Source organism: Microcystis flos-aquae FACHB-1344 (genome assembly GCF_014698375.1).
Taxonomy (GTDB): domain Bacteria; phylum Cyanobacteriota; class Cyanobacteriia; order Cyanobacteriales; family Microcystaceae; genus Microcystis; species Microcystis aeruginosa.
The window spans coordinates 104,975-128,361 of record NZ_JACJSW010000216.1; the positions used below are offsets into that span (position 1 = coordinate 104,975).

18 protein-coding genes and 1 tRNA gene are annotated in these 23,387 nt (G+C 42.9%); 15 read left to right on the forward strand and 4 right to left on the reverse strand.

The window, feature by feature from the left end:
- The first annotated feature begins 14 nt into the window (after positions 1 to 14).
- On the forward strand, positions 15 to 488 hold the full coding sequence (locus H6G48_RS22790) for a hypothetical protein (protein ID WP_242034751.1): 474 nt from the start codon (positions 15 to 17) through the stop codon (positions 486 to 488).
- A gap of 9 nt (positions 489 to 497) precedes the next feature.
- On the opposite strand, the gene H6G48_RS22795 is transcribed toward H6G48_RS22790, so the two are convergent.
- A complete protein-coding gene (locus H6G48_RS22795; RefSeq protein WP_016515558.1) occupies positions 498 to 1,391 on the reverse strand; it encodes a DNA adenine methylase in 894 nt (297 codons plus the stop codon).
- 301 nt (positions 1,392 to 1,692) lie between these two features.
- Here H6G48_RS22795 and H6G48_RS22800 point away from each other — a divergent pair, with 301 nt between their 5' ends.
- Positions 1,693 to 2,460, forward strand: a complete 768-nt coding sequence (locus H6G48_RS22800; RefSeq protein WP_190723340.1) for a hypothetical protein — start codon at positions 1,693 to 1,695, stop codon at positions 2,458 to 2,460.
- Positions 2,461 to 2,643: 183 nt separating this feature from the next.
- On the opposite strand, the gene H6G48_RS22805 is transcribed toward H6G48_RS22800, so the two are convergent.
- Positions 2,644 to 2,716 (reverse strand) — tRNA-Ile (locus H6G48_RS22805).
- A gap of 64 nt (positions 2,717 to 2,780) precedes the next feature.
- Between H6G48_RS22805 and H6G48_RS22810 the strand changes: the two genes are divergently transcribed.
- The 4 genes from H6G48_RS22810 (at position 2,781) to grrM (ending at position 6,885) form a co-directional block, all read left to right on the forward strand.
- Positions 2,781 to 3,074 carry a hypothetical protein gene (locus H6G48_RS22810; protein WP_046662652.1) on the forward strand — a complete coding sequence of 98 codons (294 nt, stop codon included), beginning with the start codon at positions 2,781 to 2,783 and terminating at the stop codon, positions 3,072 to 3,074.
- 32 nt (positions 3,075 to 3,106) lie between these two features.
- Positions 3,107 to 4,441 carry a hemolysin family protein gene (locus H6G48_RS22815; protein WP_190723341.1) on the forward strand — a complete coding sequence of 445 codons (1,335 nt, stop codon included), beginning with the start codon at positions 3,107 to 3,109 and terminating at the stop codon, positions 4,439 to 4,441.
- A 76-nt stretch (positions 4,442 to 4,517) separates the two neighbouring features.
- Positions 4,518 to 5,639 carry a murein transglycosylase A gene (gene mltA / locus H6G48_RS22820; RefSeq protein WP_190723343.1) on the forward strand — a complete coding sequence of 374 codons (1,122 nt, stop codon included), beginning with the start codon at positions 4,518 to 4,520 and terminating at the stop codon, positions 5,637 to 5,639.
- An 85-nt stretch (positions 5,640 to 5,724) separates the two neighbouring features.
- Entirely contained in the window at positions 5,725 to 6,885 is a 1,161-nt protein-coding gene (gene grrM / locus H6G48_RS22825; RefSeq protein WP_149987374.1) for a cyclophane-forming radical SAM/SPASM peptide maturase GrrM/OscB, read from the forward strand.
- 144 nt (positions 6,886 to 7,029) lie between these two features.
- On the opposite strand, the gene H6G48_RS22830 is transcribed toward grrM, so the two are convergent.
- Positions 7,030 to 7,719: a Uma2 family endonuclease gene (locus H6G48_RS22830; RefSeq protein WP_190723345.1), complete on the reverse strand. Its 690-nt coding sequence runs from the start codon at positions 7,717 to 7,719 to the stop codon at positions 7,030 to 7,032.
- A 419-nt stretch (positions 7,720 to 8,138) separates the two neighbouring features.
- On the opposite strand from H6G48_RS22830, the gene H6G48_RS22835 reads away from it, so the two are divergent.
- From H6G48_RS22835 to H6G48_RS22875, 9 genes are all read left to right on the forward strand, one after another.
- Positions 8,139 to 9,083: a LysR family transcriptional regulator gene (locus H6G48_RS22835; RefSeq protein WP_190723347.1), complete on the forward strand. Its 945-nt coding sequence runs from the start codon at positions 8,139 to 8,141 to the stop codon at positions 9,081 to 9,083.
- A 46-nt stretch (positions 9,084 to 9,129) separates the two neighbouring features.
- Complete coding sequence (locus tag H6G48_RS22840; protein ID WP_190723349.1) at positions 9,130 to 10,983, forward strand: NAD(P)H-quinone oxidoreductase subunit F; 1,854 nt, start codon at positions 9,130 to 9,132, stop codon at positions 10,981 to 10,983.
- A gap of 81 nt (positions 10,984 to 11,064) precedes the next feature.
- Positions 11,065 to 11,790, forward strand: a complete 726-nt coding sequence (locus tag H6G48_RS22845; RefSeq protein ID WP_061433309.1) for a carbonic anhydrase — start codon at positions 11,065 to 11,067, stop codon at positions 11,788 to 11,790.
- Between the two features lie 78 nt (positions 11,791 to 11,868).
- On the forward strand, positions 11,869 to 13,419 hold the full coding sequence (locus H6G48_RS22850) for an NADH-quinone oxidoreductase subunit M (protein ID WP_190723350.1): 1,551 nt from the start codon (positions 11,869 to 11,871) through the stop codon (positions 13,417 to 13,419).
- A gap of 274 nt (positions 13,420 to 13,693) precedes the next feature.
- On the forward strand, positions 13,694 to 14,989 hold the full coding sequence (locus tag H6G48_RS22855; RefSeq protein WP_061433310.1) for a CO2 hydration protein: 1,296 nt from the start codon (positions 13,694 to 13,696) through the stop codon (positions 14,987 to 14,989).
- 306 nt (positions 14,990 to 15,295) lie between these two features.
- On the forward strand, positions 15,296 to 16,879 hold the full coding sequence (locus H6G48_RS22860; protein ID WP_190723353.1) for an SUMF1/EgtB/PvdO family nonheme iron enzyme: 1,584 nt from the start codon (positions 15,296 to 15,298) through the stop codon (positions 16,877 to 16,879).
- A gap of 735 nt (positions 16,880 to 17,614) precedes the next feature.
- Positions 17,615 to 18,370, forward strand: a complete 756-nt coding sequence (locus tag H6G48_RS22865) for a DUF2232 domain-containing protein (RefSeq protein ID WP_190723355.1) — start codon at positions 17,615 to 17,617, stop codon at positions 18,368 to 18,370.
- Between the two features lie 507 nt (positions 18,371 to 18,877).
- Complete coding sequence (gene rne, locus H6G48_RS22870; RefSeq protein ID WP_190723356.1) at positions 18,878 to 21,037, forward strand: ribonuclease E; 2,160 nt, start codon at positions 18,878 to 18,880, stop codon at positions 21,035 to 21,037.
- Complete coding sequence (locus H6G48_RS22875; RefSeq protein WP_190723358.1) at positions 21,034 to 21,660, forward strand: ribonuclease HII; 627 nt, start codon at positions 21,034 to 21,036, stop codon at positions 21,658 to 21,660. The genes rne and H6G48_RS22875 overlap by 4 nt, the downstream gene beginning before the upstream one ends.
- A gap of 62 nt (positions 21,661 to 21,722) precedes the next feature.
- Here the strand turns inward: H6G48_RS22875 and gnd are convergent, their stop codons facing one another.
- Entirely contained in the window at positions 21,723 to 23,150 is a 1,428-nt protein-coding gene (gene gnd / locus H6G48_RS22880) for a decarboxylating NADP(+)-dependent phosphogluconate dehydrogenase (RefSeq protein WP_190723360.1), read from the reverse strand.
- Between the last annotated feature and the right edge of the window lie 237 nt (positions 23,151 to 23,387).

Genomic DNA, 23,387 nt, shown 5'->3' on the forward strand with positions numbered 1-23,387 from the left:
ACATTTGGCGATTTTTGTCAATTGTTTTCGATCTAGAACGAGCTAATCAATTAAGTCTCTTGCCGGATAAGGATTTAGTCGATTTATGCCCCCTGATCGAATCATACCAAGTAACGAAGAGCCATATTCACAAAGATCAATATATTGAAACAGATTTTGATTTAGTGATTACATCTCTTGCCAATGCTTTTTTTCAGACCAATTTAGAAACAGGACTATTTGTTTGGAATCCCACACCAAAAGAGCAAATATTTTTAAGCAAAATTAATATTAATAATCAAGAAGAAGCCCTTTTAAAAATGTACGTTGCCAGAAGTAAAGATTTAACAGCAAATCAAACCAATAATATCAATTGTTCTCGCCATAAATGCCAGGATCAAAACTGTAATTTCATCCCTAATTATCCCAAAATTTTCTTTGATGTTAATACGGCTGAACCTCTACAACCATGGCTCCCGATCAAAAAAATAGAGGATTTACTTGATTAAAATTAGGAATCAAGATACATCGAATAAACTTAATTGTAGAGGTGTAAATCTTGCAGGTTTCTCAAGATCATAATTAGCAATAAATACCTCCTTGCCCTTGCGTCTTTCACTCTGATAACCATGTTCTAATTTTAAACCATTTTTTTGATCATCAGTTCGATTAATAGTGTAATTCCATTCATTATCTTGTAAAGAAATACACCAATCATACATTTCTCTAATTTCGGAGCAATTATCATAAGTCAAAAGAAATTTAAATCGATGTTGATGTTTTTTCAACGTCTTACATAACCTTTCATGATCTTCTAGACTGAAGAAGCAGGAATAGAATTTATTTTGATCTGCTTGAAAGTAAGGAGGATCGACAAATAAAAAGTAATCATCGGGTAATTGATTGATTAAATCTTCAAAATCTAAACAAGATAAATTGACATTTTGCAGTTTTTCCGAAGTGGTTTTTAGGTGAGAAGGCCAATTTTCAGGACGCATAGAATACTTATCACCATAGCCCCAATAACAATTTTCAAGTTTCATAATTCCTGAGTAGGAAGTTCTATTTAGATAATACCAACGCATGGCTCTTTCTAGGTCATTGGCTGGTTGAAATTCATTTTTATAATAATTGTGTAATTCTTTGGTAGCGTTTAGATCTTTTAATAATTCAATTAGACTATCAAGATGATCTTTGATATGTCGATAACAGTTCATTAATTCCTCATCTTTGTCATTGAGAATATTCTCTGCTACACTTTCCTTAGCAAAGAATATAGATGCTCCCCCCGCAAAAGGTTCACAATATTTATGGTGACTAGGAAGACAAGCTAAGATTAGCTTACGGGCATAAAATTTACCGCCAGGATAACGAAAAGGAGAATTACTAAGTTTTTTAGCGATTTTGGACATTACCTTTGATTTTAGAGGCTTTTCTTTGAGATTATTTTAACAAAATTACGATATTTTATCTAGGAATGTCAGAGAAGTTCGGTTTTACCGTGGATAACGTGGTAGCGAAGGCAAAAGCGTTGTTAGGTTAATTAAAACTTTGGTTTTGTGGAAAAAGCCCGGGCAAGCGGTTTTTTTTGTGTGGTTATAGGTTAACATAGTTTAGGCTTTAGGCTTAGTTCATGTAAAAATGTAAAGTAGGAAGCTTTAGTAGTTAGCCAAAACCTTTACACTTGAGATAATTATCACGATTCCTAGAGCCATGACTAAAGGGGAAAGCCCTATATCGAAGGAAACAATCAAGAGCCTAACATTAGATATAGAAGGCTCACTGTTGTCTTTTGATAAATTTATCAAGGCTCAAGAACAATTAGCAATACTACTCCATGAAGTAGATAAAACCCTTGCTAACAAAAATCGCCACCTGATAAATTGGAGAATCTCTCAAATTCATAGTGGCAGCATTCATCTTACTTTAGAAGGAATGCCTCAAGATCAGATTACACCTAGTCAAATTTCTGAAGTTATTAAGACTGTAGAAAGGGGAATAGTAACAATTTTAGAACATCCGATTCGCCCTAATTATTTTTCTGATCGAGCTTTAGAAAGTGCGCGATCATTAGCAATATTGAAAAAAAGAGATGAATTTATGGTGCAATTGGGCTTTGATTCGAGGTGTATCGACTTGAATCAAGCTTTGATTGCTAATGTTGATGAAATTATCGGGGGAAAATATCAAAGTTTTGGTACTGTAGAAGGTGTGCTTAAAGCTATTGATGTAAGTCGTCAACCTATTTTTAGAGTTTACAATTTATTGACTAATAAGAGTGTTAAATGTTACTTTGAAACAAAGTTACTTGATAATATCAAAGAATATCTAGAAAAAAGAGTCTCTGTATCGGGGATAGTTACCTCTAGAGAAGATGGGGAAAAAATCGATATTAAAGTTGAGTCAATTGATCTTTTTCCTCAGGAAAAAGATTTACCTACCATTGAGGAAATGATCGGAATTTGGGGAGGAAGTAAGTGATTCGTCCAACAAAAAAGCTACACTACTGGGATTCTTGTGTTTTTTTAGCTTTCCTGAAAAATGAAAAGGATAAAATTAATTATTGTACTTCTGTTCTCAAAGCAGCTGAAAATGGTCAGGTAATCTGTCACCGCCGCCTACTCTAGTGCAGTCAAAGCTGATCGCCTGAAGCCATCAAAACTATCCAGGGTGCAGGAGTTGAACCTGCCTAGCACGAATTATGAGTTCGTTGCCTCAACCGCTCGGCCAACCCTGGGTTATACTATTAACTCATTATAGATCGGTAATCACTCCGAACGTGAAAATCCAGCCCCACCAAGATGAAAAAATTTTCAATCAGCACCTCCTTGCAGTTAGGACTCCTTTTGATGGTAGCCATGTTAGCCGCCGGCTTCGGTAGCGGTTGGGTAGCCTATCAATTGGGAATCGCCTCCCTAAAAGGAGTCAGTCAACCGGATATCAACCCCGCTAAAAAGTTTACCAACGATCGCACCAGTTATGGTCGCAATCAAACTTTTATCCCCGTGAAAGAAGAAGAGGTGCTGAAAAGAGTGAGAGTTTATATGCAACAACAGAAAAACCAACCGCAATCAAAGGATGAAACCAAAGGATAGGCTTTAAAAAAGGCGAATTTTGCCTTTTCGCTATGGATAATCAGGATTTATTGACTCGTTTAATTTTAGTCTTTTTACTAATCGTCCTCAATGCTTTTTTCGTAGCGGCCGAATTTTCGCTCGTGTCTGTCCGTCGTACCCGCATCAGTCAGCTAGTGGCTGCGGGAGATGTGCCAGCGCAGACGGTCCAATCTCTACAAAGAAGTCTCGATCGCTTACTTTCCACTACCCAATTAGGCATCACCCTTTCTAGTTTAGCTTTAGGTTGGATCGGGGAGAGTACCATGACCGTTTTTGTGAGGAAATTACTAAGTTTTTTACCCTTTTCTTTAAACTGGCAAAATCTGCTCTCCCATGGTTTCTCTCTTTGTCTAGCTTTTTTAATCGTGGCCTATCTCCAGATAGTTTTTGGGGAACTTTATCCCAAATCCCTAGCTTTAATTTATGCCGAACCGATGGCGCGGTTATTAGCGGCACCTATTGGCGTTATTTCCCGGATTTTTAAGCCTTTTATCGGTATTCTTAATCAATCAACTCGTTTTTTATTGGTTTTAACCCGTATCCCCGAAGTGGATCTACAGCGTTCTAGTCGGGTAACTTCCGAGGAATTACAATTAATTATCAGCATGGAAGGGGAATTAACGGGATTAGAAGCAGCGGAAAGGAAAATTTTAAATAATGTTTTCCAGTTTAGCGAAATCACTGCCGCGGAAATCATGGTTCCCCATAACCGTTTAATAGCTATTTCCTCGACCGCAACTTTTGAGGAATTATTGCTCCAAGTAGTTAACAGTGGCTATTCTTGTTATCCTGTGGAAGGAGATTCCGGTGATGATATCCGTGGTCTGATCGATTTTAAAGATTTAGCTTTACCCCTTGCCGAAGGTCAGTTAAATTTAACAACCCCGATTAAATCTTGGTTAAAACCTGTGCGTTTTTTCCCCGAAACTACCCCTTTAAATGAATTACTGACAGTGATGCAGGAATCATTCTTAAAGATGGTTATCATTGTGGATGAATTTGGCAGAACAGCCGGTTTATTAACCCTGAAAGATTTAATCGGCGAGATTCTGGGAACTTTTTCCCCTAGTGATGAATCGGGAACAGTAAAATATCAACTCCTCGATGAATCGACTTTTCTCGTACAAGCACAAATGAATTTAGAGGACGTGAACAAAGCATTAAATTTAAGTTTACCCTTGGCCGATGAATACCAAACCCTAGCTGGTTTTGTCCTCCATCATTGGCAAAAAATACCGAAGGTGGGAGAACAATTATATTACCAAAATTTAGAATTTACCATTATTTCTAAGGTCGGCCCTCGCTTGGAACAAATTAAAATTTATCGACAACAATTATCCTCATGATATAAATAAGAAACAACTTTTTTCATTGATCCTTCTTGATTGTTAATCGCGTCAATAGCTGCCCACTCCTATCACCATGAAACACCTTTTGACACTCATCCCCCTCAGCTTGGGATTAATTGCCCTCACCCCCGCAAATTTGCCCCTAGAACGTTTTGAAATCTCAGAATTAGGAACATCTACGGGATACGATGAACGACTGCTAACGGACAAAAAAACCCTCCTACAAGCGATCAATCATAGTTTACGTTATCTGAATAGCTCGGCAGCAATCCGCGCCTATCAAAACTATCCTATTCCAGAAATAACTCGTCAGCGAGTGCAGCGTTCCTTAGTACGTTTTCGTCAATTAGTGCATAATTCTCCCACTCCAGCAGCTCTACAAAAGGCAGTTAAAAAAGAATTTATTTGGTATCGTTCTTTGGGTAATGATAGCCAGGGAAATGTTAAGTTTACTGGTTATTTTGAGCCAATTTATCAAGCAAGTCGGCAAAAAAACGCCGAGTATAAATATCCTCTCTATCGCCGACCTGCTAACTTTTCTCGCTGGTCTAAACCCCATCCGGCTAGGGTAGAATTAGAGGGAAAAGATGGTTTACTGGCGGAAAATAGCCGTCTAGCGGGATACGAATTAGTCTGGTTAAAAGATCGCTTAGAAGCTTATTTAGTTCATGTGCAAGGTTCGGCAAAATTACGTTTACCTAATGGTCAAATTATGAGCATCGGTTTTGATGGCAATACCGAGCATCCCTACACAAGTCTGGGAAAAGAAATGATTGCCGATGGTATTTTTCCTGCTGAGGGTTTAACCTTACCAATGGTTTTGGATTTTCTCAGAAATAATCCCGAGCAATTAAAGAATTATATTCCCCGCAATAATCGGTTTATTTTCTTTCGAGAAACCCACGGCACACCTGCCACTGGTAGTCTTGGAGTTCCGGTTTTACCAGAAAGATCGATCGCTACAGATAAAAGTATTTTTCCCCCTGGTGCTTTAGCTGTAATTGAGACAGAAATTCCCCAGGGAAATCTTAATCAAAAATTAGTTAGTCGCTATGTTCTCGATCAAGATACTGGCAGCGCGATTAAAGGTACTGGGAGGGTCGATATTTTTATGGGAACAGGAAAAAATGCGGGCGAGCGAGCCGGTTTAATTAATACTCCCGGTCAATTATATTATTTATTATTGAGGGAATAGGAAATAGTATAGGTAGAATTAAGATACAATTGCCAGAATCGGTTATCGGTTATCATATTTAAGGGAGAATTTTAAAAATAGAATGATGGAAAAAAACACAAATATAGATTGGTCGGATTGTGGTCCAATTACTTTAGTAGTCGTGCAGCCGACTTCTTTTTGTAATCTCAATTGTGATTACTGTTATTTACCCGATCGCCACTTAAAAAATACCTTATCCTTAGATTTAATCGAGCCGATTTTTCAGAGGGTTTTTAGTAGTCGTTTTCTCCAAGATGATTTTACCATTTGCTGGCACGCCGGCGAACCCTTAGCAGTTCCCATCAGTTTTTATGAAAGTGCTTTCGCCAAAATTGCGGAAGTTAGCGAGAAATATAATCAGCAGGGTTACTGTTTTCGTCATTCAGTACAAACTAACGCCACTTATATTAACGATGCTTGGTGTCAATTATTTAAAAAGCATGATGTTTATGTGGGAGTCAGTCTTGATGGACCGGCCTTTATTCACGATATCCACCGGCAAAACCGCAAGGGAACTGGCAGTCATGCTGCTACAATGCGGGGGATTTCTTTCTTACAAAAACATGAAATTGATGTCAGTATCATCGCTGTTTTAACAGAAGATTCCCTCGACTATCCCGACGAAATTTTTAACTTTTTTTGGGATCATGGCCTTACCGATGTGGCTTTTAATATGGAAGAAACCGAGGGTATTCATTCACAATCTTCCTTAGATAAATTAGGTATTGAACAACGTTATCGCCAGTTTATTGCCAGATTTTGGGAGTTAGTCACGGCCAAACAAGGAGAATTTAAGCTGCGGGAATTTGAATCGATCTGTAGTTTGATTTATGCCGATGAACGCTTAGAAAATACCGATATGAATCGACCTTTTATGATTGTCAATTTTGATAATCAAGGTAATTTTTCCACCTTTGATCCGGAATTACTATCGATTAAAACCCAACCCTACGGTGATTTTATCTTTGGTAATGTTTTGAGCGATTCCCTAGAATCTATCTGTGAAACCGAGAAATTTCAACAAATTTACGCTGATATGCGCGGTGGAGTCGATTTGTGTCGGCAAAAATGCGATTATTTTGGGGTTTGTGGGGGTGGTGCCGGTAGTAACAAATATTGGGAAAATGGCACTTTCAACTCCACAGATACTAAAGCCTGTTTATACCGGATTAAGTGTATCACCGATATCGTTCTCGATCGCCTAGAAAATTTATTAGAAGTTTAAAGATTTTTTTAGCTATCAGTAAACAGTAATCATTTCACTGATTACTGTTTACTAATAACTTATGAAAAAAACCTGATCTAAATACCATTTTTCCAAAGTAACGACAGAGATGGTCATGCCTGCTACGAATAAAGAAAAATGGTATTATTCTTCTTCTAAACTTAATCCTAACGCCTGTAAGCGTTCCGCTAGTCGATCCGCACGTTTCTTTTCTTTATCGGCACGTTTCTTTTCTTTATCGGCACGTTTCTTTTCTTGACGCATTTGAGACTCTAACTCAACAGTTGTTAAAAATTTCTCTCCATCAGGACGATACAATTCTAAACTAGATTTATTCCAGATAAAACGCACACCTAAACGGGGACTTATCCAGTCATTGATGGGGATAATTTCTCTTAAAGTTTTTCCCTGTCTTTGCCATCCTTGTAAACGACAGCGCATCGGGTTATATAAATAGTATTCTTCTACACTATATGTGTCATAAAACTCTAATTTTCGACTCATCTCTGCTTTTGTATTCTTCGGTGATAGAATTTCAAAAACCACTTGAGGAGCGATATTTTCTTCCTGCCATTGACGATAGGAACCCCTTCGTCCTTTGGGACGGCCAAAAGCTACCATCACATCGGGAGCAACCGGTGAAACCAAAGTAGAACGCAGAGGATACCAGAGTAAATCTCCGGCAATAAACACCCTAGGGTCATCGGCAAAGATAATCTCTAAATTCTCCTTAATTTTGACAATCCACTCATATTGTTCGGTATTATCTGCCATCGGTTGACCATCGCTATCGGGGAAAAGAAGATCGTCGTCAATATCAAGATAACTAACCATTGTCTTTTATTTTTAATAGATGGTTGTTTTCTGATTATAGCAAGATTTTGATCGATAATAAAAGCTGAAATTAAAATATCTTAATTGGGTGGGTGGAATTAAATATAAGATGAACGTAGGTTGGGTTGAAGCATGAAACCCAACTATAGCAAGATTTTGATCGATAATAAAAGCTGAAATTAAATTATGAATTATAAATTATGAATTATGAATTATGAATTGGGGAGTGGGGGAGATGGGGTAATGGGGGAGTGGGGAGGAGGGGAGAAGGGAGAAAAAAGCTGATAGCTGACAAAAGGTCTTAAGCGGCGGTTATATCTATTAAAGTCTATATTTATCAAAAAGTTAATTGACTAGAATCTATAAAAGCGTTAGGATTGATGGTGACAAATAGTTGTTATTGAGAAGGGGATAAGAACTTGATACAGGCAACCCTGCACCAGTTAAGGGTTTTCGAGGCTACCGCTCGACACAGTAGCTTTACCAAGGCGGCCGAGGAGTTATTTATCACTCAACCTACCGTCTCAACCCAAGTCAAACAACTCACAAAAGCCGTGGGTTTACCGCTATTCGAGCAAATCGGCAAACGTTTATTTTTAACCGAAGCGGGTCAGGAATTACTGTTCACCTGTCAAGAGATTTTTAAGAAATTGGACAACTTTCAAATGAAAGTGGCCGATATTAAGGGAACTAGACAGGGAAAGCTAACTTTAGGCGTGATTACTACCGCTAAATACTTTGTACCGCGATTACTGGGGGCATTCTGTCAACAGTATCCCGGTATTGACATCGCCCTGCAAGTGACTAATCATCAGAAACTGCAAGAGCGAATGTTAAACAACGAGGATGACCTCTATATTCTCAGTCAACCACCGGAAGAAGTGGAACTTTGTTCTCAGTCTTTCCTCGAAAATCCCCTAGTGGTGGTGGCGCGACGAGATCATCCATTGGTGGGTAAGAAAAATCTGCCCCTTGAGTGCCTCAACCAGCAACCTTTTATTATGCGCGAATCGGGATCTGGAACCCGCCAAGCGGTACAAAAATTATTTAATCTCCACGATATTAAAGTTAGGGTGCGCTTGGAATTAGGCAGTAACGAGGCGATTAAACAGGCTATTTCTGGGGGTTTGGGAATATCGGTACTATCTAAGCATACTCTCATCTCGGAAGGGGAAAACGGCGAATTAGCCATCCTCGACGTGGAACAGTTTCCAATTCAGCGCAATTGGTACGTTTGTTACCTGGCCGGAAAACAACTTTCCGTGATTGCCGATGCTTTTTTAAAATACCTGCTGGAAGCTAGTCAAACTATCCCGATTAATGCCTCGTTAAAAAATGGTGACAGCTTATTAGTGAGCCATTAAACCTTAAACTTTAATTCAGGATCATTTTTCTTCTTGAGGTGGTTATATGTTCGAGTCCTTCAGCCAGACTATCTGGTTGGTACCTCTTTATGCCTTTGCGGGCGCACTTCTCGCTCTACCCTGGTCTCCCGGTATTATCCGGCAAACCGGCCCGCGACCGGCCGGTTATCTGAACTTGATCATGACCTGCTGGGCTTTTTTGCATAGCCTTTTTGCTTTAATCGCCGTTTGGGGTCGTCCGCCCCAATCTATAGCATTTAATTGGCTAAATGCCGCAGATTTAAGCATATCTTTAGATGTGCAGATTTCGGCCGTTAATATCGGGGCTTTACTGCTAATTACTGGCTTAAACCTCGCCGCGCAGGTATATGCGATCGCCTATCTAGAAATGGATTGGGGTTGGGCAAGGTTTTATTCTCTCGTCGCTCTCTTTGAAGGGGGTATGTGCGCCCTAGTTATCTGTAATTCGCTATTTTTCAGCTATTGTGTGCTAGAAGTTCTGACTCTCGGCACTTATCTGCTGATTGGTTTCTGGTTCAATCAATCTCTGGTAGTGACAGGGGCGCGGGACGCTTTTCTGACCAAACGGATTGGCGATTTAATCCTGTTGATGGGAGTGGTGGCCCTTTTACCCCTGGCGGGAACCTGGAACTTTGACCAATTGGCAGAATGGGCGGCTACAGCCAATTTAAACCCCAATGTGGCTAATTTACTCTGTTTGGCATTGATTGCAGGTCCGATGGGCAAATGCGCTCAATTTCCCCTGCATTTATGGCTAGATGAGGCGATGGAAGGACCGATGCCAGCGACAATTCTGCGGAATACGGTCGTCGTTTCCACCGGCGCTTGGTTATTGGTGAAATTAGAGCCGGTGCTGCAATTATCGCCCTTAACCTTGCAAGTAATGATCATTGTTGGCTCTGTTACTGCCATCGGTGCGGGGTTAATTGCGATCGCACAGATCGATGTCAAGCGCTCCCTCTCCTATTCCGTCAGCGCCTACATGGGGCTGATTTTTATCGCTGTGGCCACCGGACAAACGGAAACCGCTTTAGTGTTACTCTTTACTTATGCGATCGCTATGTCCCTGTTAGTCATGGTGGTGGGTAACATCATTTGGAATAATATCAGCCAAGATTTAAGCCAATACGGGGGTTTATGGTCCCGTCGTCCCGTTTCTGGTATTTGTTATCTCGTCGGCGCCGCTAGTTTGGTCGCACTGCCTCCCTTTGGTGGTTTTTGGGCATTAGCGCGCATGGGCGATCGCCTCGCAGAAGTCAGTGGTTTACTGTTATTAGTGCTATTGTTGGTCAATGCTTTAACTGCCTTTAGTGTCACTAGAGAATTCTGTGTTTTCTTTGGCGGTAAAATCAAACCAATGACCCTGCGCTCTCCGGAAGCTCTTTGGCCCTTAGTTATCCCCATGACTGTGACCATGGGTTTCGCCCTTCATCTGCCGATTTTATTAGCGCAATGGCATTTATTACCAAGTAACTTAAATCTGGGAGTGGCTTTTCTCTTGGTACTTTCCACTGCTGCTGGCGTAATTCCGGCAGCATATATTTATCTGAATGAAAATATCTCCAAACCGATCGTTTTTCAACCGAAAGCCCTTCAAGATTTCTTTGCCAACGACCTTTATACAGCCCAATTGTATAAAGTCACGATCGTTTTTGTCGTCGGATTAATCTCGCAAATTATTAACTGGATCGATACCTTTCTGGTGGATGGGATAGTTAATCTGGTGGGATTAGCCACGGTTTTTGGTGGTCAGAGTTTGAAATATAACGTCTCGGGCCAAACCCAATTTTACTTTCTGTCGATTATTTTGGGGGTCGCTTTGATCGGTATTATCATCTGCTGGCCCCTACTATCACAAATTTCTCTAGTTTTCAGTTAAAGATTTGATAACTTAGGCTTTTCTTTAGCATCCCCGGCCCTGACAATAGGATTTGTCCTGATTATATGGAAACAATTACCTATGTTCAATACCTCTCGTCGCCAATTAATCCGTTATGGGGGTGGTTTTTTGGGAACTGGTCTGGCTGCTACTATTTTAGGCTCGCAACTGTCCCAAACTAACGCCCAAACTGCTGTTAATTCTGAGCCATGGCTGACCGCTCAAAATAAAGGATTGAACCCAGACCAGGCCTTAACTATGCTCATGGAAGGCAATCAACGTTTCTGGGAACGAAGACAAAAAAGTCCTAACCGCGATCAAGCTCGACTCACAGAAGTGGCCGAAAGTCAAGCCCCTTTCGCGGCAATTTTGGGCTGTGCCGATTCTCGCGTGCCGGCAGAAATCGTTTTTGATCGCGGATTAGGAGATCTATTTGTTTGTCGGGTAGCGGGAAATTTAGCCACTTCCGAAGAAATTGGTAGCCTCGAATTCGGTACGTTGGTATTAGGAGCCAAGGTAATTGTTGTCCTTGGTCATTCTCGTTGTGGAGCGGTAAAAGCCACCATTGAAGGGGGTCGTTTCCCTGGACAAATCGGTCGTTTAATCGATGGCCTACAGGTGGGAGTTGATCGGGCCGAAAAACAACCCGGTTCCAACAAACTTGAGCGAGCAATTAAATCCAATGTTATCTATCAAGTAGAGAAATTGGGCAAATCCCCGGTCATGGGTGATTTAGTAGATAAAAAACAATTAAAAATTGTTGGAGCCTACTATGATCTCGATAGCGGAAAAGTGAGTTTAATTTAGTCAATTCCAGATTAGTCATCGTGTCGGTTGGCTAATCGTTTTCTCATCCCAGTCATTCTAAATTCGATCGATACCAATATGCTCAGTACCCTGCTTTGGTTGCCAATAATTGGAGCAATTATCGTCGGTCTTTTCCCCGATAAATTTGCCCCAGCAAAATTACGTCAAATTACCCTCTTTTTTGTTGCTGCCGTCTTCTTGTGGTCTTTATATCTGCTGACCCAATATAACTTAACCAGCAATGGCTTTCAATTTTCTGAATACCGCGAATGGGCAAAACCAATCGGTTTAAGTTATAACCTCGGAGTCGATGGTTTGTCCTTACCGTTAATTATTTTAAACTGTTTCTTGACAGGAATAGCTATCTATAGTACCGAAGAAAAAGTAGAGCGTCCCCGACTTTATTACATCCTCATCCTCCTGATTAACGCCGGGGTTTCTGGGGCATTAATGGCCAAAAACCTGCTGCTGTTCATCGTTTTCTATGAACTAGAATTAATCCCCTTTTATCTGATGATTGCTATCTGGGGAGGCGAAAAACGTGGCTATGCTTCGATTAAATTCCTTCTCTACACTGCTGTCTCTGGGTTATTAGTCCTAGCGGCATTTTTAGGCATAGGTTTCCTCAATGGTGGCACTTTTGACTATTCCTCCCTCTCCACCGCCGATTTCTCCCAAAAAACCCAGTTACTGCTCTTAACTCTGCTGTTAGTGGGATTTGGCATCAAAATCCCCCTCGTACCTCTCCATACTTGGCTACCGGATGCCTATACGGAAGCTTCCCCCGCTACAGCAATTTTATTAGGTGGTATCCTCGCTAAACTCGGTACTTATGGCTTAGTTCGCTTTGGCCTGCAATTATTCCCCGAAACTTGGTCTTTAATCGCCCCCGGACTGGCAATTGTCGGCGTTACTAGCGTTATTTACGGGGCCTTGAGCGCTATTGCCCAAAAAGACATTAAACGCATGGTGGCCTACAGTTCGATCGGTCACATGGGCTATATACTGGTAGCAGCCGCCGCCGGCACGGGTTTAAGCGTCCTTGGTGCCGTCGCGCAAATGATTAGCCACGGTCTCATTCTCGCCCTCTTATTCTATCTGGTGGGCATTGTCGAACGCAAAGCCGGAACTAGAGATTTAGACGTTTTAAACGGTTTAATGAACCCAATTCGCGGTTTACCCCTGGTTAGCGCCCTATTAATTCTCGCCGGTATGGCCAGTGCTGGTATCCCCGGATTAGTGGGATTTGTGGCGGAATTTATCGTTTTTCAGGGTAGTTTTTCCCGTTTTCCCGTGCAGACGGTTCTCTGTATCATCGCTTCCGGTTTAACGGCGGTTTACTTTGTTATCCTGCTTAATCGCACCTGTTTTGGTAAATTGGATAATAAACTTGCCTACTATCCCAAAGTCTTGAAATCGGAAACTATACCCGCTTTTGTCCTAATGGTATTAATCGTCTTTTTAGGTATTCAACCCAATTATTTAGTCCGTTGGATTGAACCCACCACTAACTCGATGGTTGCCAGCTTATCGGGGGAAGCAAAACCTAGTTTTGTCTTCAAAAAATCTCCACAAAAGTCCTCAAAAACCAACTGGTTGAATCGGGGTAAATTTTTGAGTAATAGTTAGGGTTGGCTTAATAAATCTAAAAACCTTGTTGGATAAGACTTTTAGACTTTTTTGACCTCAAAAAGTGCCAGCCGAGAGTGATCGGGGCGAAAATTCCGGGACTTTTTTCCTGAAAATTAGGTAATTGACCGTCTGAAAATGGGTAAAACCCTACACCCCACACCCCACACCCCACACCCTGCCCCCACGAAAAACTTTTTCAGCAGACCCTAGTTAGTTATCCCTTGCTGTTTCCGAATTATTGTAACCGCTGCTAATTACTTTACCTAAAACTATGACTGGGACATTAATCAAAGCCAAAATTCCCCCTTCTACTCACGAATTTGCCGACATTATCCATCGTTTAGAAGCGGGTGGATCCATGTTGCCGGATACTCCCGAAAACCTGATGCAAATTATCGGCATTTATAAAGCTTATGCCGTACCGATGGATTTTTATTGGCGAGATCTGCTCTATATTGCCGAACGAGTTTTCCTCGATCCTTTGCCCTTTTTTAAATATTTTCTGCCCCAAGAATACCTAGACCTACAAAATCATTACGCTGGCGATAATGCCGATTTACGCATCTGGCGCGGTACGGGTTCCGCTCACCCTGAATTGTTAGAATTCATGGATAAAGGTAAAACCCGAAAAATGCCCAGATTAATCCATCATCTCTGGCATGACCGTATTAATATGGAATTTGCTGAAGCTTGTATGCAAGCCATGTTATGGCATGGCCGCGATATGGGTTGGGGTTTATTTGATGCCTATCTTGATTCAGAAGAATATCGCCAAAATGCCGACCGCGCTATTAAGGCCTATTTCAAGAAAAATCCCGTCATGATGAAACTTTATGACCTGTTCCCCGATATGTTTTTGGAACAGGTGCGGATGATGTCCTACTACTCTAATTTAGGACTATTCTGGGAAGTGATGGCCCCGGTATTTTTCGAGATGTCTGATATCTACGATGAAGGAGGGTTTAAAGGTGTTCCTGATGCCATGAATTTCCTCGTTAATGGTATTTTTGCCATCGCTGGCCGGCCGATTTATCATCACGTTTATATTGATGGTCAATGCTACGAAATTATCCCCAAATCAAAGGCTTTTACTTGGCTTTATGAAGCAGCTTTACCCTATGTAGAAGCGGTCTTTTATCGTACTGCTCCCTTCCGGGGTACAAAGTCCTATAATGCCCAAGCAAAACAGGTTCCTGACGAACAAAAAGACTTTCACTATGGCATTCTTTATGCGGATGTTTTCCCCGTGGGTACTGCGGGAATTCCTCCCACGTTGTTAATGGATGATATGTATCATTTTTTACCCCAATATCTGATCGATTACTATCAGCAAAACTGCCGGGGGGAAGACGATATTTTGATTCAATTGGGGATTAGTTTCCAGCGCTCGATGTATAATGTTACTTCGGCAGTTATTCAAGCTCTACGCACGGCTTTACTCTATCCCCTCGACGATCCTAATCCCAAACATTTACTTAAAAATCGTCAATTCTTTGAGGCACAAATGGACAGATTTAAACGTCCCGAAGCGCGTCTTAGAGATATCCAAAGTCCTAATTATCGTTAAGGTTTTTGGGTTATTTTTCTGGTGGGTTTATCGCCCACCTTTTTTGATTATGAGATAACCGACACCCAATGTCATACTAATACTAAATCCCTTGAGTAACCCACAGAAAACGGGTTTTTCCGAGAAACCCGTTTTCTACTCGAGGGAATAAATAATCAGTATTTAATAGCCAGATTTAGTATTAAGTACCTAAGCAAAATTAATTACACATTTCGATAAAGCTTTTGCCTCTTGCCTTCGTTAAAACCACCCACTTAATAGGATAGTTACAGAACCTAAAAATTGGCTAATTCAGGAGTTATTATTATGCTAGACCAAATGATGAAGATGTTAGAAGGGCAACAAATAGGCCCCTATCGTCTTAATAAATTTCTCGGTGCGGGTGGTTTTGGTGGTGTATTTCATGCTAGTGAAATGGTCAGAAATACATCGGTCAAAGAAGTTGCCATTAAAGTTATCCCCGAAAGTAGCGATGATAAATTAATTGAATTAACAAATTCCAGAAAGTTAGAACATCCTAATTTAATTAAGAGTTATGCGGTGGGGGAATTTACTTTTCTCAATACAGAGATGCTTTATTTAGTGATGGAATTGGCACAGGGTAGCCTAGAAAATCACATTGCCAAAGCCAGTTTGTCAGCGGATGAGATTACAAATATTACTGCTCAAGTCGCTCAGGGCTTAAATTATCTTCATCGACAAAATAAAGTCCATCGAGATTTAAAACCGGGTAATATCCTCAAGGTTAATCAACAATACAAGTTAGCAGATTTTGGCTTAATTAGAACCTTAAATAACAAAAGCCACACTCAAACAGTCCACAATACCGGTACAATTATTTATATGCCTCCCGAAGCCTTTAGGGGTGATATTTCCTCAGCTTGGGATCTGTGGTCATTAGGTATTATGTTAATCCAAATGACGACTAATCAATTTCCCTATAAGTTCAATAATGACAATAATCAATTAATGGTAAAGGTGATAAATTGTGAGCTACAAATCCCCAGTTTACCGAAAGAGTTTAAACCGATTATTGAAGGGTGTTTGCAAAAAGATAGAAAACAAAGATGGACAGCACAACAGGTTTTAAATGCCTTACAAGCAGTCAAAAAGCCTGTTTCACCAATACCCCTAATTGTTTCACCCACTCCATTTACCGAAAACCTACCCAATCGAGTCACACTGGAGATGGTGAGCTTACCAGCAGGTGAATTTCTTATGGGATCTCCTGATAGTGATCCCGATGCTAGGGATTGGGAAAAGCCTCCACACCAAGTTAAAGTCAACAGTTTTGCGATTGGGAAATATCTGGTGACTCAGGCACAATATGAAGCGGTAATGGGAACCAATCCCTCTTATTTTTCAAACAACTCTTGGTTTAAAAATAATCTGCAAAATCCGGTAGAAAAGGTTAGCTGGGATGACGCTCAAGCCTTTTGCCAGAAATTGAGTCAAATAACTGGGAAAACCTATCGCCTACCCACAGAAGCGGAATGGGAATATGCCTGTCGTGCGGGGACTACTACTCGCTATTATTTCGGTGATGATGCTAATCAGTTAGGAGATTACGCTTGGTATGACGGAAATTCTCAGAAGACAACTCATCCTGTGGGACAGAAAAGGCCCAATGCTTGGGGACTCTATGACATGAGTGGCAATGTTTTTGAGTGGTGCGAAGACGATTGGCACGATAACTATATCGGAGCGCCAAAGGATGGATCTGCGTGGACTATCAATAATGATAATCGTTCTCATCCCAAGTGTCTGCGCGGCGGTTCTTGGGTCATCAGCCCTAATATCTGTCGTTCTGCCAACCGCGTCAGGGACGACCCCGGCTACGACTACGGCATCGACGGTTTTCGGGTTGCGTGTGTCTCCCCAGGACTTTAACCCTTTGTTCTTTTGCTCTTTTGCCCTTTGTCTCCCGCCTAAGGGCGGGTCGATTTTTTTTTTGAGCCGTAGGTTGGGTTGAGGAACGAAACCCAACCCAATTATTTAAAAGTGTTGGGTTTCACTATCGTTCAACCCAACCTACGATCTGAAATTAAATAATATTGTGGCGCTCCTAACGCACCCTACCTACTCAGTGGGTTACTCAAGGGATTTAGGATAATATTGGTGCGTTACGTCGCCTATGTAATTAATGTAAATTAAATAATATTGTGGCGCTCCTAACGCACCCTACCTACTCAGTGGGTTACTCAAGGGATTTAGGATAATATTGGTGCGTTACGTCGCCTATGTAATTAATGTAAATTAAATAATATTGTGGCGCTCCTAACGCACCCTACCTACTCAGTGGGTTACTCAAGGGATTTAGGATAATATTGGTGCGTTACGTCGCCTATGTAATTAATGTAAATTAAATAATATTGTGGCGCTCCTAACGCACCCTACCTACTCATTCGCCCGTACTTTTTGCCGCAAACCCTATTTAGAGCCGTTTTTTTTCAGTAGAAACAGGGAAATTTCCCGTAAATTCTCCTACCCCTAACACCTCATACTAAATCCAGTTATTAAAGACTGATTATTTATTCCCCCTTTTGCCTCTTGCCTGACTGGGAGTCACAAGTCTAAGCTAAGAATAGCTTGCCAACCCGTCCCGACCACCGGATAAATTATAGAATGAACGATTCTAACGCTAATTCTCCCGCTCAATCCTCAGAAGAGACAATAGATGAAACCAATTGGGTAGATCTGGGGGAAGAGGAGAAACCCCTAGATAAACCCACAACCAAACCTATCCAAGCATCTCCTCTCAAGTCTATCGCTACCCTGATCACGGTGGAAACGGCTTTTTTGGCCAGTGCTACCAGTTTAATCTGGTTAATTGACTATTATTTTCCCCTCGGACCGTTATTAAGGGTTTTCTTCCCGATTCCTATCGCTTTAGCCTATTTACGTTGGGGCGCTCGTTGTGCTTGGATGACAGCATTAGTTTCTAGTTTACTTTTGTCGGTGTTAATGGGACCGACTCGCAGTATCGTCTTTTTGATTCCCCACGGCTTGATGGGGTTACAATTGGGGCTATGCTGGCGCCGGGGTGCGCGCTGGGAATTTTCTATCTTGACTGGGGGACTGTTGGGGGCTTTTGGTTTATTCTTTCGTTTTTGGCTGTTTTCAATTCTTTTAGGCGAAAATCTCTGGTTATATGTGATTACCCAAGCGACTAATTTTATCGATTGGATTTTCACCCAGATAGGGATTCTCGCTAAACCGACGCTGCTGCAAGTGCAATCGATAGCAGTTGTGGGCATATTTGTCAATAGTTTATTATACTTATTTGCCGTGCATTTAGTGGCGTTATTAGTTCTTGATCGCCTCGGTAATCCGATTTCTCGTCCGCCCAAATGGGTGCAGGTCATACTAGATTATGAGTGATTATCTTGGTCAGGGGATCATCATCTTGTCAGAGAGTGACCGAGTGAGTTATAGTCGTCTATAAGACTCGATTAAAGCATTTCTTAAAAGAATCGTGGTTTTTGGAAAATCGAAAAGTGCGCTATTTTCCCTTCCACAGAAACCTGTTGCCGAGGGGAGTAACTCAAAAACTCCTTTTTTCCTAGATTCTGATAGACAGAACTGGCGGAAACGGATAAAAAATGCTGTTATCGAGCAAGACTCAGGGATTAATTGAAAATCTCGTCTCCTGGCTGTGCTTACCTAATTGTGGGTCAAGCCGGCACTTGCCAAACAGACTTAACAACTGAAACCAAGACTCAGTTCCCACGTCTGAGGGGCAGATGAACATCAAGATGAGGCTTTAACGATGCGGACTCATCTTCTTAGAACTTTCTTAACAAGACCAGATTTCCAGAAGTAGCCTCAAAGCATAGACAAATAGCCCATGGTCCGTCGCTTTTGAAACCGAAAGATTGAGGAAATTGAATGCCAAAACAAATAATCATAGCCGAACAACACCATATAGCGGCTGTTTTTTGGGAAGATCAAATTCAGGAATTAGTTGTAGCCACAGGTAATCAGCAGGTGGGCGACATCTATCTAGGATTAGTAGAAAATGTTATCCCCGGGATAGATGCAGCCTTCGTCAATATTGGCGATGCGGAACGCAATGGCTTTATCCATGTCACCGACCTGGGCCCCTTAAGACTGAAAAAAACCGCCGGTGCCATCACGGAATTACTGGCCCCCCAGCAAAAAGTGCTGGTACAGGTAATGAAGGAACCCACCGGCAATAAAGGACCGCGACTAACGGGAAATGTCACTCTCCCTGGTCGTTATCTGGTATTGATGCCCAATGGTCGCGGGGTGAATCTTTCCCGTCGCATCCGCAGTGAAGACGAGCGCTCCCGTTTACGAGCTTTAGCGATTTTGGTCAAACCGGCGGGGATGGGTTTGCTGGTACGCACCGAGGCCGAAGGCAAAGCGGAAGAAGCGATTATCGAGGATTTGGAATTTCTGCAAAAACAGTGGGAGAGCATCCAACAGATGGCCGTCAGCAGCCGCGCCCCGGCCCTGCTTAACCGCGATGATGACTTTATTCAAAGGGTTTTGCGGGATATGTACAGTGCCGATGTCAATCGCATTGTTGTGGATAACCCGGTGGCGGTAAAACGAGTTAAACAGCAATTGACGAACTGGGGCGGCGGCAAAGCTCTCGAAGGGGTTTATATCGACTCCCATCGGGAAACCCAGCCAATTCTCGACTATTTCCGGGTTAACGCCGCCATTCGCGAGGCCCTCAAACCCCGGGTTGATTTACCCTCCGGCGGCTACATTATCATCGAACCGACGGAAGCTTTAACGGTAATTGATGTTAACTCCGGTTCCTTTACCCGTTCGGCCACGGCCCGAGAAACCGTACTCTGGACTAATAGCGAGGCCGCCACAGAAATCGCCCGACAACTGCGCTTGAGAAATATCGGCGGTGTGGTGGTGGTGGACTTCATCGATATGGATTCCCGTCGCGACCAGTTGAAACTGCTGGAATTGTTTAATAAGGCCCTGAAAAGCGATAAGGCCCGGCCCCAGATTGCCCAATTATCGGAATTGGGGTTAGTGGAATTAACTCGTAAGCGTCAGGGGAAAAACATTTATGAATTATTCGGCAAAACCTGTGACCATTGCGGCGGACTGGGCCATTTAGCCCATCTACCCGGAGAAGGCAACGCCATCGCCCTAGAAACCCCCACCCTTAGCCGCGCGGAAAAAGAAACCCTTGTCATTGCTCCGACTAATACAAAAGTTCTACCCGATAAGAGCGCTCCTAGCGTTGCCGCTGCCGAACCCTATCTAGAAGTTTTCTCTGAATTTGAGGCCGAAGAAAACGCCCAAGAGATAGATCTTTCCTTCCATCCCAACTATCAAGAACAGGTTAATAATTCTCGCCGTCGCCGCCGTCGTCGTCCCTCGGAACTGTTACTAAAAGAGGAACGGGGCGAAAAAGCCTCTACTAACGGTGTTAACAACGAAATCGAGCCGGAATCAGAACCCCAACGCTTTGAGGAAAAACGAGAACGCCCCGCCCGTCTCTCGAAACGGGGAGAAGATGCCAGCGCCGCCAAAAATATCCCCGTCAGCGAACGGGAGCGGGTTTCCGTGGAAATGACCCCGGTAGAACAGGAAGTTTATTCTTTAATGGGCATTTCTCCCCTGATTCTGGTGGATAAGGAGTTTAAAGACCCGAAATCGGTGATTGTTTCCGTGAAACTGGCAGGGGAAAGAGAAGCGGAAAACCCAGAAATGCCTGTTACTCCTGAAATATCCTTGACTCCTACCCTAGAAGTCGAGGACACCCCGGTAGAAGCGACGGAAATCGGCGAGGAAGCCGAAAATCACTCCTTGGTGCGCCGTCGTCGTCGTTCCACCACTAGCGAAGTTAGTCAGGAAATCAACCAAGAAGCTAGTCCACCAGTGACTTTTACGCCCGAACCGATTACGACCGAAACTCCAGTTTTTCTGGGCGAAGTCATTCCTTTCGAGACCCCGGTGAGCGCCGAGGTGACAGAGGAGCCACAAATAGAGCCTGAAACCGCGGTGCTGCGTCGTCGTCGTCGTCGTTCCTCCGCCACTGTCGATGAGTCATGAGCGCAGAACCCTTAATTGCCGGTGTCGATGAGGTGGGGCGCGGGGCTTTATTTGGCCCCGTGGTGGCGGCGGTAGTGGTCACTGTCCCCTCTGGTTTTGCGCGGCTGTGGGAGTTGGGGGTGAAGGATAGTAAGCAACTTAGCCCCCAAAAACGGCAAAAGTTGAGCCAGCAAATACAACGGGATTTTGTTTGTCGCATCGGTTATGCTACGGTGAAAGAGATCGATCGCTTGAATATTCTTCAGGCCTCCCTACTGGCGATGAGCAGAGCTATCGGGAAATTACCCCTTTCCCCCAGTCTCTGCTGGGTCGATGGCAAGCACATTATTAAAGATTTGTCAATCCCCCAAAAGGCGGTAATTCAGGGAGATCAACAATCCCCGGTAATTGCGGCGGCTAGTATCGTGGCCAAAGTCTGGCGCGATGACTTAATTACTCGTTGGCACAGACGCTATCCCGATTATGGACTCGCTCGTCACAAGGGTTATGGCACTGCTCAACACCTAGAAGCGATTGGCAACCAGGGAGTTACTTCTCAGCACCGGCTCTCTTTTAGTCCCTGCCAACCGAGGTGGGAGCATGACTGCCGAACAATTTGCCCAAGGGTTATCGAAAATTCTTGACCGATAGCCAAAAAATTCCCCTTTTTACCAGAAATAAAAAGGGGAGAAGATATTAGATAGCTTTAGGATTCAGTCATCCATTCCGTATGGAAAAACTCACCTCTGGGTTTATCGGTACGTTCGTAGGTATGAGCGCCAAAATAATCCCGTTGTGCTTGGGTGAGATTTTGCGGTAAATTGGCCCGACGATAACTATCAAAATAGTCCAAAGAAGAACTAAAAGCCGGGACAGGAATTCCCAACTTATTAGCCAAGACTAACACCTCACGCCAGGCTTCTTGGCGATCGAGGATACTTTGCTTAAATTCCGGCGCTAACAACAAATTCGGCAGCCCCGGATTTTCCGCAAAAGCTTTGCGAATTTTATCCAAGAAACCGGCCCGAATAATACAGCCGCCCTTCCAGATCCGGGCCGATTCCGGCAGACTGATATTATAGTTAAACTCCTGAGAAGCTTTAGCGATTAAGGCCATACCCTGGGCATAGGAACACATTTTCGAGCAGTAAAGAGCATCACGCACCTTATTCACAAATAGTGCCGCATCCCCCGGATAGGTTTCCCCCGGTCCGGGTAGCTCTTTTGCGGCGGCCACCCGTTCATCCTTATAAGCGGACATCACGCGAGCATTAACCGCAGCATAAATAGTCGGAATTGACACCCCCAACTCCAAGGAACTTAACACGGTCCAGCGTCCGGTTCCCTTTTGTCCCGCCGAATCCAAGATTAAATCTACCAAATGATGACCGGTTTCCGGGTCAACATACTTAAAGATATCGGCGGTAATTTCAATTAAATAAGAATTAAGCTCATCGGTGCGATTCCACTCGGTGAAAGTTTCCTGTAACTGCTGATTGCTTAGTCCTAGACCATTTTTCAGCACATCGTAGGCTTCCGCAATTAACTGCATATCGCCGTACTCGATGCCATTGTGAACCATTTTCACATAATGGCCCGCACCCCCGGGTCCCACGTAGGTGACACAGGGACCATCATCGACTTGGGCGGCAATTTTGGTTAAAATCGGCTCTAATTCCCGATAGGCGAACTCTGTACCCCCCGGCATCAGGGAAGGACCGTGCAGAGCGCCTTCTTCGCCACCACTGACTCCCATACCGACAAAACCGAGTTTAGTGGTCGATTCTAGGTCGCGGGTGCGTCTTTCTGTGTCCTCATAGAGGGAGTTACCGCCATCGATAATCATATCTCCTTCTTCGAGAAGGGGTTTTAATTGTTCAATCACGGCATCCACCGGCGGGCCAGCTTTTACCATGACCAGAATTTTGCGGGGACGCTCTAAAATTTGGACGAATTCTTCTAAACTATAGGCCGCCTTGACATCTTTGCCGACGGCGCGAGTTTCCATAAATTCTTTAGTTTTGCTGGCGGTGCGATTGTAAACAGCTATAGGAAAACCCCGACTCTCCACATTGAGAGCGAGATTTTCTCCCATGACAGCTAGTCCGATAACACCGAAGGTACGTTTAGTCATAGAAATTCAGTCTCGGCTGATGCGTTCTTCCTCCCCTTTTAGCGCCTACTTTCCCTAAGATAGCTAAACTTTCCCTATTTCTTAAGCCTTGACTAATCAGTGATCAGTGATCAGTAATCAGTAATCAGTAATCAGTAATCAGATTTGGGTTTTCAGTGACCGGCATTGAGTGAGGAGTGTGACAGCGTTTCTCCTCAAGATGAAGTGTAACCTAATTTGGTATCATCCCCAGACGAC